Source organism: Roseibium alexandrii DFL-11, from assembly GCF_000158095.2.
Taxonomy (GTDB): domain Bacteria; phylum Pseudomonadota; class Alphaproteobacteria; order Rhizobiales; family Stappiaceae; genus Roseibium; species Roseibium alexandrii.
On the sequence record NZ_CM011002.1, the window covers coordinates 1,025,565 to 1,039,756 of the forward strand.

Consider the following 14,192-nt stretch of genomic DNA (forward strand, 5'->3'; position numbering starts at 1 on the left):
ATCGACACAAGAGAAGTTCAAGAGACCATGGCGATCTCCTGAACCTCCTGCATAGCAAATTGTTCGTCTGCTTGCTTAATCAGACTGCCGGCTTAGGAGCGGCAGCCTCTGCCGCTGCCGCGGCAATGGCTTCCTTTTCGCCATCATCGAGTTTTGTGTTTTCCGGCAGCTGGACCCGAACCTCCTTGCGGGCAAACTGGATGCCGACCCTGGTTGCCGCCGCCGGTGGGCCCGACAATCTTCCCGAGCAGCTGCTTGAAGGGTATGACGGGTATACCGTTCATCTGGACGGCTACAACCAGCTCCCCTACCTCCTTGGAACGGGGGACAGCAGCCGGGATGAAATCATCTATTATGAGGGCACCGACCTCCAGGCTGTCCGGTACCGGGACTGGAAGGCGCATTTCGTGATCCAGGAGCATGGCTGGGCCGGACCGAAAGAAGAGCTAAATGCGCCGCTGCTGTTCAATCTCCGCCGGGATCCTTACGAAAAGGCGGCGGAAGAGAGCGGAATGTACACCCGCTGGATGGGCACCAAGATGTGGGCTTTTGGTCCCGCAGCCCGGCTGGTGCAAACGCACCTGGAAACGTTTCAGGCCTTTCCGCCACGGGGCACGGCCGTCAGCAATGAGAGTGAGGTGCAGGCACAGACGAGCTCCGAGGGCGGATTTGCCCAATAAAGGCGGTGGATGCGGCCCGCACGGGTTTTGGACACGGTCATGGGGTCTCTTCTGGGGGCCGTTGGCCACGCGCGGGGGGGGATTTGCCAGCGCTCTTCGTGATTTGGCCTGTGATCCGGCCGTGATTTATCCATTCTCTGTCCATGATCCGGCGCGCTGCGCCGGATCACTTGGTCACGTCGTGTGGGGTCACGCCCGCGCACCGGCGTGATCGGTCTTTTCAAGGGTGATCGTCTGTTGTCGACCGTCTGTTGTCGACGGGGGCTCGTTGGCGTGGTTTCGGGCGCCAATGAGGCGTTTTGGTGCGTTGGTAGACGCTTTTGGACAGAACGGTGTGACCGGTGTTCATTCGCGATAACAGTAACGGGCGGCCTTCAAACGCGCTCTGGGAGGCGTGTTATGGGAGGCGCGGTGTCCACACCCTGCTAAAAGGCGGGCGAAGAAACCCTTTCTGAGTGGGATGTCTTTTGACCGCGGCCGACTGTACCGGTGCCTAACCGCTTTTTTAATCTTTGCGCAACAAAAAAAGATCTGCCGGCGTATTGCAGGCAGATCTTGAAAAGTGACTGTGCAAGAGGCCCAACCACGGCCTCCGGCACCTTAAAAAATTTGAGAGCCGGATTTAGGCAAGCTGACACGTTTGACAGGGCTGGGCGGGCCAAACCGGCGTTTCTAGCTGCATGCAAAAAAACGGCACTGGAGGTGTGCAGGTTGCATTTCGATTAACCAGGCCTAGCCTGGCTCGCGATCCATTGACGCCAGGTTACTTTCAGCGGCTTTTTGGGCTGACCTTTTTAAATCCGTTCCGCAGACGGCGATGTCTCCTTGAGAAGTGGAATTATCAAAAGCCAACGGCGGTTCGGTAAAAGCAGGACCCAGCAGTTTCCGTCCTGTTGCTGCGGGTGGCTAGCTTGGCTTCGGAACGGGAGCTTCCTACATTTATGGCGCGGGACGCCCGCCAAGGAAACGTCGCCGAATTTCTGGTCGGGGAGGGCGGTGACGTCTGTTTCGGCGTTCGGGTTTGCAGTGCAGAATGACGTGCGGGATGATGCCCCGTTAGAGATCGAGGTCAAGCATGTAGGGCAGTGATCGATTGAGCAGCAACCGACTGCTTTGCGCTGCGAACTCTGCCCTTCTCTGCATTGCAGCCTAAGTCTGCAACGGAAATTCGTCCAGGATGGGTGGGGTGCCTATATGGTCTTGATCGGCGGTTTGCCGGTCTGGAGTTTTGTTGCGGGACAAAGGGCGAATCTGCCTTTCAGTCTGCGTGATCGGACCCCCGCTGATCGATTTTGACCACCGCTGCAGTGGTCACTGCTACTAACGCAATCCCCGCCCCGAAGTATCCAAGAGCCGCAAAGCCAACTGATCCCACAACCAAGCCACCAATGCCCGCACCGATTCCCTGTCCGAGGTAAATGACGGACGTGTTGAGAGCGAGGGTCAATGCACTTTGCCTAGGATCAGCTTGCACGAGAGCCTTTTCGATGGCTGGGGACGGTGCAATGAGAGTAGCTGAAGTCAGAAGGATCACGAGCGCCACAACCGCGATGGTGAACCACGAATTTGAGGTGCCGGTCAGGAACACGACGCTCCAGACACCAAGAACGACTGCAAAGACGAGATACATGATCCGCATGTTCGGCAGGAAGGCTCGCCGGTCCGCAAGCCTGCTGCCCACGACAAGACCGCCGATCGACCCAAAGCCGATGGCTGACTGCATTGCACCGATCCCAGCGCCTTCAAGACTTGTGGATGCGGTGATGATCGGACCAAGATATGCGATGATGGGATAGGCGGCAATAAATGACGAGCTGATCAGGAAGAGCGCCAGGAGCACAATCGGCTTTTTCACAACGGACCAATCGGATTTCGGCGGCGCTTTGTCGGCGGCGCTCGATGGGACCAAGAATGCGATCGCAGGGATCACCGCCAAAGCGACCACGGCGGCAAACACAAAGGTTGCGCGCCAGCCAAAAGCGCTGCCGATGACTGTGCCGAACGGAACGCCAACAATGAAGGCAATGGTGAGGCCAGAAAGGATCATGCCGAGGGCTTGCCCCTGACGCTCTGCCGGGACGAGGCTTGCCCCGATAGAACCGGCCATCGGCATGACGCCCGCCGACACAATTGCGACCAAGACCCGAGCCGCAAGGAACCCCTCGAAAACGGGCAAAAACGCCGTTACCAGATTGATGGCCGAGACGCCGGCCAGAGAAGCGATCAAGACTTTCTTGCGTTCGAACCGCGACAAAGCACTGACCACCAGTGGGGACGCCAAGGCGCTTGCAATGGCAAACACCGCAACAAGCTGACCCGCCGAAGAGACAGTCACACCAAGATCGCGAGCCAGGTCCGCCAAAAGGCCTGAGAATACATAGCTCTGGGTACCCACGACAAAAGCCGCAAGCGCAAGGATATATATGGCCGTGGGCATTTGGGGTCTCCTTCGCTCAGAGTGTTTTAGAGATCACAGGGACTTAACAAGTTCGGAATTTGCTTGCCGGTGTTTGGGCCCGGCATGCTCTGCGCGCCAAATTTTGACCGTCGAAATCTGGTGACGGGATCTGTCTTGAACGACACGTATGGACGCCCCCGAAGGTTGCTCGTCGGGGTTAAATGCTATGTTGCATCAAAGTTGGATAGAGTGTGAAATGCGCACAACATGCGCAATAGAGTGACAAACGAAGATGGATAACTGGAATGAATTTCGCACTGCGGCTCATGTCGCCCGTTTGGGAACTGTGAGCGCCGCTTCCGCCGCGCTGGGCGTTCACAGGATAACCGTGACCCGACACATTGATGCCTTGGAAGGTTTGCTTGGCGCCAAGTTGTTTCAGCGTCATGCCCGTGGGTTCACTCCGACAGAACTCGGGTATGAACTCCTCAGGATTGCTGATGCAACCTATGCACAGTTCGGTGAGCTCAAACGATTGGCCCGCGGTGCTTCCGACGAGCTTGAGGGAACGGTCATCATCACAGCACTCGACGTCTTGGTTCCTTTCATCCTGCCTATGATCGCCGATGTCCGAGCCCGTCATCCCAGTTTGAACGTAAACCTTGTCAGCAGTGACCGGGTCCTTAAGCTGGAATACGGAGAAGCCACGCTTGCGTTCCGTATCGGACCAAAACCCGATCACCCGGATAACGTTGTTATCCCGGCCCTGAAACTAGAGATGGGCCTTTATGCAGCACCGCAATACCTTCAAAAACGCGGACACCCGCTAAAATCCGGGGAGTTCGCCAACCATATATATGTCGGGCCAGACGACAGTTGCCCGCGCCCACCTTACTTCGATTGGCTGGATGCGAATGTTCCATCGGATCGGGTTCATATCCGATGCAACAATGTGGCGACTTCCTTTGAAGCTGTTAAAGCGGGAATTGGTGTCGGCTTTTTGCCGCGCGCGACAGCCGAAGCGAACGGCTGCGTACAGATTTGTGAACGAGAGCATTCGTGGAACGAGACGGTCTGGGCAGTCACCCACATGGACCTTCACAGAAGCTCTAAAGTTCAGGCGATTCTTGCAGCAATTCGCAGGTGATGGACGGCCGCAGTAATGTCACTTTTATGAGCATAACATGCTCATATCGCGACCTACTCAACACATGAGTAACAATACATCTTTCCGGTACCACCAACTTATCCGGAGTGATTGTGCCCATGTTCTCATCCCCAAAAGTCTATGATCGTCCAATTGTTGTTACTGGTGCCACCGGCAAGCAAGGCGGTGCCGTTGCAAAGCATCTGCTGGCGCATGGCCATAAAGTGCGGGCTCTTACGCGGAACCCGAATAAGCCCGCAGCCCTTGCCCTTGCAGAATCAGGAGCCGAAATCGTGAAGGGTGACCTGGAAGACCGGGCGTCGCTGGATGTGGCCCTGAGTGACGCTGCTGGTCTCTACTCGGTACAGGATTTTCTGGAAGCGGGTGTCGATGCGGAAGAACGCCAGGGAATGAACCTGATTGCTGCCGCAGCAGCGTCCAACATCGACCATGTTGTCTATACCGGCGCATCCACAATGGACCGCAACACCGGTGTTCCGCACCTTGAAAGCAAGTGGACCCTGGAGATGGCGGTCCGCGCTTGCGGCAAACCCTGGACGGTGTTCCGGCCGGCCGCATTCATGGACAACTGGGAATGGGAGCGGGAGAGCATCGCCAAAACCGGTGCGATCTATTACCCGATGCGCCCCGACATGCCTTATGCGCAAATCGCCTGTGACGACATTGGTCGCATGGTCGCGCTCGCGTTCGAGCAACCCGGTTTCTGGGCGAACAAGGCGTCTCCGATCACCGGTGATATCTCGACCATGCACGAGGTCGCTGCCTCGCTTGGGCGTGTGATGGGCCAAGATGTTGCGTACGATCAGATCAGTTACGTCGAGGCCGGGAAGGCTATGGGCGAAGAACTGATGCTGATGTTCAAGTCCTTCGACGAACTCGGCATGGATGGCAGTCCTTATAACCTACGTCAGTGGCTTGGCGACATAACTGATTTTGAAACCTACCTGCACACTGCCGGGTGGGGCGAAAACTGAGACATCGACGCAAGCGCGGCGGCGTCCAAGCCGCCTGCGCACTAGCGTGAGGACGATCCAATGACCGTTAGTATCCAAGATGTGCTGCACTTTTGGTTCGCAAAAGGCGCGGCTCTCAATTGGTTCGAGGTTGACAAGGCGTTTGATGCCGATGTTAAAAACCGTTTCAGATCCACATTACACGCCGCGGCGAACAGCAAGCTTGAGCATTGGACAGAAACCATCGAGGGGCGCCTGGCCCTTATCATCGTACTTGACCAATTCAGCCGCAACATCCATCGCGGAAATGCAGCCGCCTACGGCAATGACAACGCTTGTCTCTTGCTTGCGAAACATGCGCTTCGTATGGGCGACGACCTTTGGCTGAAGACCTATCGCCCCCATGATTGGCGCATTTTCCTCTACGTGCCGTTCATGCACAGCGAAGATATCGAAGATCAACGCAGGAGCCTTGAGCTCTTCCAGACGCACGGCCCCGAGCCAGGCGTGGCTCATGCACGTCATCACCTTGAAATCGTGACGCGTTTCGGCCGTTTCCCGCACCGGAACTCAATCCTCGGCCGCGACAGTACGTCAGAAGAGCTGGCTTTCCTGGCAATGAAGGAGATCGCAGGATGACTCAACGCTACGAGACCGGCGAGGAGATAACCCGCGCCTTTTTTGAAGCTTGGAACGCTCAGGACCTGGACCGATTGGCCGGTCTGTTCGTTGAGGACGCAGACTTTGTGAACGTCGTGGGTCTCTGGTGGACGACGCGGCGCCAAATTCGCAAGGCCCATGACTATGGCTTCCGTAAGATATTTCAGAAAGCCCGCGTTGAAATCGTCGCTCTGAAATCCCGCCCTTTGGGTGATGACGTTGAGGTCGTTCACACCGTCTCGACACTCGACGGCCAGACCGATGAACACGGTATCATCGCAGGCCAACGTACCGCCGTCATCACCATAGTCGCACACAGGCAGAGGGAGGGCGGTTTCCGGATCGAGAGTTGTCAGAACACCGACCGTGTGGACGGCGCCGACACGCATCTCAACACAGGTGCCGGGTTCCGTCCCGCCTCCAATTAAACAGGTTAGAGAAGCCTGATCGGGTTTCCATGAGTGGATAACGTTCCAAAAAGCGCGTGACAAACGGTGGGTCATCATCGGAGGTAAGGGCTGGGAGGGGATCTGGGTGCAACCTTCGGCCCGGCGGCGTCGATCAGTGGGTGAGGAGATGCTATTTGCCGGACCGTCTTGAGGAATTTCCGGTTTGGCGCAGGTGTGCGGCTGCCACAGGAGTTGTGCGGGACGCGGTCCTCAGATCCGCGACACTGCTCGTCAGTCTGGTCGGGTTTTTGGGCGTTGCGCTTGTGCTTGCCTATAAGTAGAAGGGCGCCGAGAAGCGCTTATCAACCGCCATCTGACCGGGCCAGGCCTGACGGTGTAAAGAGGCCTACGAGTATCAAGCGGGCTACAGCGACATCGCCCGTCCATGACCGATGTGGGTCGCCTCCCGGGGGCGTGACAGTGGGACAGTGTGGCAAAACCGGCTCCAAAACGGCCATTTGCTCCAAGCGCATCGAGGGTCCACTTCGTGCCTTTTTTTGCCGCCCCCGCCAAAGAGTCCGAGGGGACATTTGGATCAAACCGGTTTGAAAAATGACGATGAAACCCAGGGCGAATTTCCTTTGGGGAAAGCCGGAGAGTGCCAAATAAAATTTGAGTCACTAGACTGTTGGGTTTGCCGAATTTTATCGTTAATTCTGAAAACGTTAAGAATTTTCAGTACTTTTATTTTAAATTATTGCGCTTTGGTGAAGCAACTGTGATTGCTATACTCAGGATCAGCCCATTATGCCCAATGTCCCCACCGTCCCGGCTCGTCACAGCGGCGTTGTTTACGTTTTTGACACTGCGGTTGACGGATAACAGGACCTGCTCGCAGGGATCGACCGTCCGGCAGATGTGCTTCTGATCGATGGGAGGTGCGGCGGGTTTCAGCAGCTCGCCGATTAGTTTGTCGGCCCAAGTGCCGTCGAAAAAGTGCACATCGGTTCTCATGGCCAGGATGGCGTACTGGTGCTGGGCACAGATGTCTTGTCGCGTGAGACGCTGCACAAACACTCAGACGCATTGATGGTCCTCAACCGGGCCCTGAGCGAAACCGCAGACATTCTTCTTTATGGCTGTGAGATCTCCAGAACGGGAAAAGGCGAAGCGTTCGTTGCCGCCCTGGCGGAGCTTCGGCTAGTTCGATTCTACAGAAGAGTTCGCTTTGGGCCTGAAAGCTGGATGGATAGCGTTGCTGCGTTTGGAGGGAACAAGTTTACTTAGTATTTGATCTAGCTTCTCACCGCATTCGTTTCTTCTGATTACTGCCTTGGCCGGAAAAGCTCTGTAAAACTCGCGGCGGATACGGGCTTCAAGACCAAGTTTCTTGATTGTTTTCTCAGTCGTCTGCTCAGCATAAATAAACGCATCTATTCGACCGAGCATGAGTTTTCTTAAAGAACATTCTATGCAATCGCTTTCAATGACTGGAAAAGGAAAGAAATGCGCATGTTTAGCTTCAGTCTCAATAGTCTTAAGCTCGTCTTCATAGTCTGAGTCTAGGGAATTCCTCTCTGAACTCGTGTACACATAGAATGGTACCTCGAAAAAGGTTGCCTCCGAGTACATAAGATTTTCATCAATAAACGCTCTATCATCGGCCTGAAGCATTGGCAGATGCATATCTGCGCGCCCAACCGATACGCTTATTATTGACCGTCTGAACGGTGTTATTTCGTAGGTCAGTTTGACGCCAATGTCATCAGCCAACTCGCTTACGAAATTTACCATGGGGCTCTTCTTGCCGGGCTCGGTAATTCCAGGGGTCAAACCAAAGCTGACCCGCCATAGCTTATCGATATTACAATCCGCGGCTTTGACAGAATAAGTCATCAAAAAAATAAATAAAGATGATAGGAAAAATGCGATAGGCCGCATATCAGTTTTTCTTTCGATATTAGTATTCTATCGCCGAAAGTAGCTGCAGAAAAATAGATTTCAATATGTGGATTTTATCAATGAATGATGTGTTCCGATAATTCTCATATAGGCCCAATGTCATTGATTTCAGGCTTATTGAGTTAATATAGTAATCTTCAGATGTGTCGCTTCTGCTGATGTATGGGGCCTTCCCCTTGAAGAGAGGCGGAGACATGTGCGGAACCGCCTATCGTAGCCTTAGGCCTGTTGATCCCCGCTGATTGGAAGCGGGTGGTAATGTCAAAGATCTTAAGCACTTTCGTTTTCAGGCGGCGGCTCAATGCTATTTTTTGGTTATTGTAGAGCTGTGCCACGCTCATATGTTTGCGAGTAGACCGATTGCCGGCTGCGATGTTTCGAACCTAGCCATTTGCGCAGTTCCGGCGGCATCTGTCCGGTTTTCCCGAATTCGACAAACTTCTCCAGAATGGGTCCTGAGGGACAACCCTCGAATGACTGGGCCAACGCAGGCGAAGCAGCAGCCACTACGGCCGCGGCAAGAAATCCCTTTATGAGTTTCGTCAGCACCATCGTCTTACTCCAAGTAGACCTGTCCGTTTTTCTGTGTCGTCTGCAGGTTACTTTAATGGTATGAGTTTGCCGGGGTTCATTATGTTGTTCGGGTCAAGAGCTGTCTTGATCGCACGCATGGCCGCCAGCTGCGCCGGCTCTTTCAATTTCGTCATGACGGGCAGCTTGCTCTGACCGATGCCGTGCTCTGCGCTGAAGGATCCGTTCAAGCGCGTCAGAAGAGCGAAGGCCACCTCTTTGGCCGTTTCCAATGGCAAGCCCGACCAATCATAGCTAGGAGCTGCCGCGAGCGCATAATGCAGATTGCCATCCCCGAGATGCCCTATGGTCAGCGGTTGGAACCCAAGGCTGTGCGCTTCCTGGTCCATTTCGGTCACAAATGTCGCGACGTTTGCCAGTGGCAGGGAAATATCGAGTATGTGTGCGGGACCATTTGCCGTGATGGACTCTAGAACCGACTCGCGCATGCGCCACAGCTCGCCACGCTGTCGTTCCGATTGCGCCAGCATCGCGTCCACGATGAACTCCGCTTCCATCAGTTCTGCCAGAATTTCCATCAGGTCGTTCTGCAGACCGATCGAGCCATCTTGGAGAACACGGCCGTCTGCCGGACGAATCGAGGCGACTTCCAGCAGCACGCCTGTTTCCACTGTCCCCTCAAGCGGCGGGCGGATATCGGGAAAAGCGCGGCAGATTACGTCGATCGCGGGCTGAGACATGTATTCAAACGCCTCGACCGCACCGCCCGTTCGATCCTGAACCTTGTTCAAGACTTCAATTGCCTGATCCAAGCTTGCAACAGAGAGAAACGCCGTAGCGCGCGCTGTCGGCTCAGGAAACAGTTTGAAGACCGCAGCCGTAATGACCCCCAGCGTCCCTTCGGCGCCGATCAAAAGATCCTTGAAGTCATAACCGGTATTGTCCTTGCGCAGTCCCGTCAGGGCGTTGATCACGGATCCATCCGGAAGCACAGCTTCAATCCCGAGGCAAAGCTCGCGCGTGTTGCCGTATCGAACGACATTCGACCCGCCGGCATTGGTCGCAAGATTGCCGCCGATCGTGCAGCTGCCCTTGGCCCCGAAACTCAGCGGGAACGCCAGACCGCTCTTGGCCACTTCGGCTTGCAAGGTCTCAAGAACAACACCTGCTTCCGCAACCACCGTCCTCCCGGCGGCATCCAACGACCGGATCTTGGTCATGCGTGTCAGGGACAGGATGACAGAGGGCTTTCCAGGCACGGGAACGCCACCCCCGCACAGGCCCGTCCGTCCGCCCTGGGGAACGATGGCGACGCCGGATGCAGCACATGCGGCAACAACCTCGGTGACTTCCGCCGTGCTGGCGGGACGGACAACGGCCAGCGCCTCGCCGCGATACTTACCCGTCCAGTCTTCCGTGTAAGCAGCCATATCCCCGGACAGGGCCAGGATGTTTGCCGGACCAACAATCTCAGATAAACGCTCCAAAAGAACGTCGTTTTCTGCCTCTAAAAGACGGCTCCCCAACAAGGTATAAACTCCACATTGAAACACGCCACAATCCCAGCATCTAACATGTTACATGTTGGAATTTATTGCTAAATACCATGTAACATGTTAGGATTCAAGCTGAGCTGAACCAGCACGGTGGACGGATGAAAGAAATTTTTGACAGGATTGTTCCAGCGCCCTCTTTGACGGAAGTGACCGCCAACCGCATTCGCGACGCGATTACCACAGGAGATCTGCCACTGGGTCACAAACTGTCGGAGCAGCGTCTGGCGGACATGCTCGGCGTCAGCAGATCTCCTGTCCATGACGCCCTCGCGATCCTGCAGTCCGAAGGGCTTGTCAACATTTCGCCAAAGCGCGGCTCTTACGTCTTTACGCCGGACCTGAAAGAGGTGGACAACATTTGTGAACACCGCGCCCTTTTGGAAACCGGGTCGGTCAGGCGGGCCATCGCCCGCAACAAAGACAAGCTGGTAGCGGGATTGCAGTCCTGCGTGGACGAAATGGAAGAAGCGCTGCGGGTAAACAGTTCAACTGACTACACCCGGGGCGATCTGCGTTTTCACGAAACAATCGTGCGCGCGAGCTGCAACCGCTCCATTGCCTCAGCTTACAAGCGGACCATCAGCCCGCTGATAGCGCTGCGCACGCACCTGTTTACTATCATGAACGCCAATATCGAGCGTTCACTGGACGAACATGTGGAACTGCTCGATGCCTGCAAGCGTGGCGATGCCGACCTAGCGGCGGCACTGCTGGAAGACCACATCGGCCATCTGATCGAAGCCTATCGTCAAGAACTCTCAAGCCAGACCGGGTTTGAAGATGCAATCACCGCCAGCCGATAGTTATTTACCGAACTCCCTGACCTGACCGGATCGAAAGGCAATCTCGTGGAAACGTCCAACACAGACCATTTGGTCGATGCAATTGTGGCCAATGACGTTGATACCGTTTTTGGCATTCCCGGTGCACACACCTATGAATTGTCAGATGCGCTGCCACGCCGGTCGAACAAAATCCTTTTCATCCATATTTGAAGTATAAGGAGGAACTCAGCAGCTTTTTTAGCGTTTGCGGTGGCAACAGAGTAAGATCGCAAAAAATGAGAACCACCATGAAGCGAAAATATCAGCGCACCATCGAAGATCTAAAAGATATGCTCTAATTCAATGCATCCCGCCATGAGTGCTTTGGTTCAAAACCGACGATCCGCTTAGCTTTCTTGTTTGAGAAAAAGGTTTCGTTCTCATCCATTTCGCAACGCACTTCTACACCGTGATAGAACTGCTCAATCACTTGATCCGATGTGATGCCAACCGACATATCGTCGTTCGATACGTTAAATACTTGGTATCCCATTCCATCTGTTTTCAAGCAGCAGTCGACCATATGCCCCAAATCGCGGGCGTCGATATAGGCAAAAACGTTACGGCGACGCAGAGCCGGGTTTTCCATGAAAGCTGGGAACATCTCGGCATATTCATGCGGTTCAATTACATTATTAATCCGTAATCCATAAATGTCGGCGCCTGTACGAGCCTGAAAAGACCGCGCGGTAACCTCATTGCAGACTTTCGACATAGCATAGCTGTCATGCGGTACCGTTGGGTGGCTCTCATCAACCGGCACGAAATCGGGTTTTAACTCTCCGTCCGCAAAGCAAATGGCATAAGTCGTCTCAGAACTTGCAAAGATTACCTTGTGTACGCCCAGCTTCACTGCGGCCTCGATCACGTTATAGGTGGTCAAGGTATTCTGCCGAAAGCACTCGCCGTCTGTACCAATCATAACGCGGGGGATAGCCGCGAAGTGCACAACGGCGTCATAGGTCGGCACGCCGGTGCCAGCATCCAGTTCCGCGCCTTCAACGAATTGGGACATGGCACCAATGACCTGACCCGCATCGCAAAGGTCGATTAACAACTCCGGACAGTCAAGCCCAGAAGGTCTTCGATCCACGTTCACCACATGGTGGCCTTGCGCCTGCAAGTATTGGATTGCCCATTTACCCGCCTTGCCGCTGCCACCTGTGAAAAAAACTCTCATCTTATCCCCCCATTTTTACCACCTGAGCGCCCTCTTCATTTGATCAGATGATGAACCATGGTTGGTTTTGATGGCAAGGCCTGGCCCGAGACCCAACCGATATTCGGAAAAGGCTGTGCAACTAATATGTCCATGTGGAAAAATTGAAAGCAAAACTATTTCGCTGGACTGGTTGTTATTTTGCAAAACGGCCATTCGTGCCAAGCGCGTCTAACGTTAGCCTCCGACCCTGACGAGAATTGGTTGAAAATGGCCCAAACCTGCCGTTTGCACCAGGCGCAGCAAAGGTCTGCTCCGAGCCAACAGGAGACCCCTGGAATTTTTGCTGTGCGCGCTCGCAGCATGGGTTTCGCCGCGATTGCCCAATTCTCATAATTGCAAAGTCTTGGAATGCCGGCCCTTCAAGCACCGTGCAGCGAAGAGTGTGTTGGAAATTCGCCCGTCACAGACAAAGTGACAATCAATTGTGTAAGCAGATCGCAGATTTGGTGCACTCTGTAGGGCTGAATTCAAGTCGCCTAAGACTTGCACATGTGAAGCGGCTTTGGCTTTGATTCTGCGGAGCAGGTGTGATCCTCCATGGCCGATATTTAGAATCGCACAGCTTTGGTGGCTGCGCAAAGACTATTCGATAACCCTCATGGATTTGCTGGCGTGAGCAATGGTCCCGCCTTCCATGCCGTAGAAAACGCCAAATGTTTGACTACCCCGCTCCAGGCGGGTTTGGGTGCGCCTAACCTCTACCCCAATTCCGAAAATAAATTCAGAAAAGTTCCAAAGCCGGGTATTGCCTAGCACGGAACGCGTACTTCGGAGCAATGCTCATGGGATACCGGAGTACCCGCCAATTGGCTTACGCAGAGGTTTGAATGTTTCACCGCGTGCGTATTCGACGCTACGCATCGCAATGGTTGAGTTGCGATCTGATCCACTGCGTTTGTGGATCAGAGTCATTTCGGCGATGCCAGACAACCGAAACTGGAAAGGACGGGATGTCCAGAGGCGGTCTGCAGGTGACAAGGCCAAAGCGACCCGCAAAGGCCTCAGCCACGCGGGCCGGGAGGGTTATTAGCGCATCGGATGCCGCCGCAGCTGCAAGCGCTGGCACGAATGCGGGCAGCCCAAGTACGACCCGGCGCTGCCGTCCCAATTTTTCCAGGTGAGTGTCCACGACACCATGAAGCTGAGCACTTGGCGACGTCAGGATATGATCCATCGCGCAATAGGTCTCGAGATTGAGAGGTGTTTCTAAGGACAATGTCTGGGGACTTCCGGCGACAAGATAGGTGTCTTCGTAGAGGACCTCGGCCCGACAGGTCTTCGGCACGTTCCGGAAAAAACCCAGCGCCAGATCAACTTCGCCATCTTGCAATGACTGCATTGCCTCTCTACGGCCGCGCGGAACTACTGAGAGGTCAAGCCCCGGAGCTGTATTTCGAAGCCGTGCCGCCAAGGCGGGTATGAGCACGGCTTGCTCGGCATGCATGGCCGCCAATCGCACCTGTCCTGTCGCTGTTCTCGGATCGAATGCGCGCGCGACACCAAGAGCCTGCCGTAGTGTCTCGACAGCGTTGGCGATTGGGGCCTGCAGGGCTAGGGCTGTGGCGGTCGGCTCCATACCGTGCGGACGGCGAAGGAATAACTCATCCCCAAATACCTCGCGCAATCGCTTCAAAGCCTGGCTGATCGCAGATTGCGTCAGGCCCAGTTCATGGGCCACATCCATCGCCTTGCGGTGTTTCAGCAAACCGAGGAACACCAAAAGCAGAGTTAAATCCAACCGCCGGAGTTCGGATTTACTTAATTCAGACATTAGCATTATTCGTTATCACTTAATTCTGGTGAGCGGTAGTCAAAAGTTAACAGTCCATCGGTTCGGCGGAGTGCTTCA

At 54.7% G+C, this 14,192-nt stretch carries 14 protein-coding genes; 8 read left to right on the plus strand and 6 right to left on the minus strand.

The features are described 5' to 3' along the window. The first annotated feature begins 125 nt into the window (after window positions 1-125). On the plus strand, window positions 126-680 hold the full coding sequence (locus tag SADFL11_RS04795; RefSeq protein WP_209002735.1) for an alkaline phosphatase family protein: 555 nt from the start codon (window positions 126-128) through the stop codon (window positions 678-680). A gap of 1,258 nt (window positions 681-1,938) precedes the next feature. Here the strand turns inward: SADFL11_RS04795 and SADFL11_RS04800 are convergent. Next, window positions 1,939-3,117: an MFS transporter gene (locus SADFL11_RS04800; RefSeq protein WP_008194103.1), complete on the minus strand. Its 1,179-nt coding sequence runs from the start codon at window positions 3,115-3,117 to the stop codon at window positions 1,939-1,941. A 253-nt stretch (window positions 3,118-3,370) separates the two neighbouring features. On the opposite strand from SADFL11_RS04800, the gene SADFL11_RS04805 reads away from it, so the two are divergent. From SADFL11_RS04805 to SADFL11_RS04820, 4 genes are all read left to right on the plus strand, one after another. After that, a complete protein-coding gene (locus SADFL11_RS04805) occupies window positions 3,371-4,225 on the plus strand; it encodes a LysR family transcriptional regulator (protein WP_008192949.1) in 855 nt (284 codons plus the stop codon). Window positions 4,226-4,344: 119 nt separating this feature from the next. Beyond that, complete coding sequence (locus SADFL11_RS04810; protein WP_040450597.1) at window positions 4,345-5,220, plus strand: NmrA/HSCARG family protein; 876 nt, start codon at window positions 4,345-4,347, stop codon at window positions 5,218-5,220. Between the two features lie 60 nt (window positions 5,221-5,280). Next, on the plus strand, window positions 5,281-5,838 hold the full coding sequence (locus tag SADFL11_RS04815) for a DUF924 family protein (protein WP_040450596.1): 558 nt from the start codon (window positions 5,281-5,283) through the stop codon (window positions 5,836-5,838). Next, entirely contained in the window at window positions 5,835-6,287 is a 453-nt protein-coding gene (locus SADFL11_RS04820) for an SgcJ/EcaC family oxidoreductase (RefSeq protein ID WP_008188818.1), read from the plus strand. The genes SADFL11_RS04815 and SADFL11_RS04820 overlap by 4 nt, the downstream gene beginning before the upstream one ends. Before the next feature lie 705 nt (window positions 6,288-6,992). Here SADFL11_RS04820 and SADFL11_RS04825 read toward each other — a convergent pair. After that, window positions 6,993-7,319: a hypothetical protein gene (locus SADFL11_RS04825; protein ID WP_008195153.1), complete on the minus strand. Its 327-nt coding sequence runs from the start codon at window positions 7,317-7,319 to the stop codon at window positions 6,993-6,995. Here SADFL11_RS04825 and SADFL11_RS25820 point away from each other — a divergent pair. After that, window positions 7,281-7,535, plus strand: coding sequence for a DUF4347 domain-containing protein (locus tag SADFL11_RS25820; RefSeq protein ID WP_407690686.1), 255 nt, complete (start codon window positions 7,281-7,283; stop codon window positions 7,533-7,535). The genes SADFL11_RS04825 and SADFL11_RS25820 overlap by 39 nt on opposite strands. Here SADFL11_RS25820 and SADFL11_RS25200 read toward each other — a convergent pair. Next, complete coding sequence (locus SADFL11_RS25200) at window positions 7,449-8,189, minus strand: type 2 periplasmic-binding domain-containing protein (RefSeq protein ID WP_167578931.1); 741 nt, start codon at window positions 8,187-8,189, stop codon at window positions 7,449-7,451. The two genes, SADFL11_RS25820 and SADFL11_RS25200, sit on opposite strands and share 87 nt — an antisense overlap. A gap of 620 nt (window positions 8,190-8,809) precedes the next feature. Then, complete coding sequence (locus tag SADFL11_RS04835) at window positions 8,810-10,270, minus strand: FAD-binding oxidoreductase (RefSeq protein WP_008193813.1); 1,461 nt, start codon at window positions 10,268-10,270, stop codon at window positions 8,810-8,812. A gap of 125 nt (window positions 10,271-10,395) precedes the next feature. Between SADFL11_RS04835 and SADFL11_RS04840 the strand changes: the two genes are divergently transcribed. Together SADFL11_RS04840 and SADFL11_RS04845 are read left to right on the plus strand one after the other, a co-directional pair. Further along, window positions 10,396-11,100, plus strand: a complete 705-nt coding sequence (locus tag SADFL11_RS04840) for a GntR family transcriptional regulator (RefSeq protein WP_008195250.1) — start codon at window positions 10,396-10,398, stop codon at window positions 11,098-11,100. A gap of 45 nt (window positions 11,101-11,145) precedes the next feature. Then, entirely contained in the window at window positions 11,146-11,292 is a 147-nt protein-coding gene (locus SADFL11_RS04845) for a hypothetical protein (RefSeq protein WP_134852905.1), read from the plus strand. Window positions 11,293-11,416: 124 nt separating this feature from the next. Here the strand turns inward: SADFL11_RS04845 and SADFL11_RS04850 are convergent, their stop codons facing one another. After that, on the minus strand, window positions 11,417-12,301 hold the full coding sequence (locus tag SADFL11_RS04850; protein ID WP_040450591.1) for an NAD-dependent epimerase/dehydratase family protein: 885 nt from the start codon (window positions 12,299-12,301) through the stop codon (window positions 11,417-11,419). A gap of 895 nt (window positions 12,302-13,196) precedes the next feature. After that, entirely contained in the window at window positions 13,197-14,114 is a 918-nt protein-coding gene (locus tag SADFL11_RS04855; RefSeq protein ID WP_134852906.1) for a LysR family transcriptional regulator, read from the minus strand. Window positions 14,115-14,192 lie beyond the last annotated feature (78 nt).